Annotated in this window: 1 pseudogene; it reads right to left on the bottom strand. The window is 74.5% G+C overall.

The annotated features are described in order from the left end of the window. Positions 1-294: pseudogene (locus C1I97_RS38620) on the bottom strand (fumarylacetoacetase); the annotation flags it as partial.

The following is a 294-nucleotide window of genomic DNA, read 5'->3' as shown; positions in this document are numbered from 1 at the left end:
GCGGAAGATCCGTCCGACGTTGCGGGCGTGGTTCTCGGAGGAGTAGAAGTCGACGTAGTCCGCGACCTCGAAGGGCAGGTGCAGGGTCACCGAGGACAGCGGGTGCAGGAAGGGCGCGACCGCCTCCTGGTGGGACGGCACCGTCACCCACTCGGTCAGCGCGCGCCGCACGTCCGTCCACGCGGTGCGGCCGGCGGCGAGCAGCGGGTTCAGGGTCGGCTGCGCGAGCAGGCCGGCGTGGGGCGAACCGAGCGCCCGCGCCGCCGCCCCGGCGTCGAGGACGTGGTCGCCGAG

This window comes from Streptomyces sp. NTH33, assembly GCF_003236365.1.
GTDB lineage: Bacteria > Actinomycetota > Actinomycetes > Streptomycetales > Streptomycetaceae > Streptomyces.
This window is presented reverse-complemented; position numbering and strand designations above follow the sequence as displayed.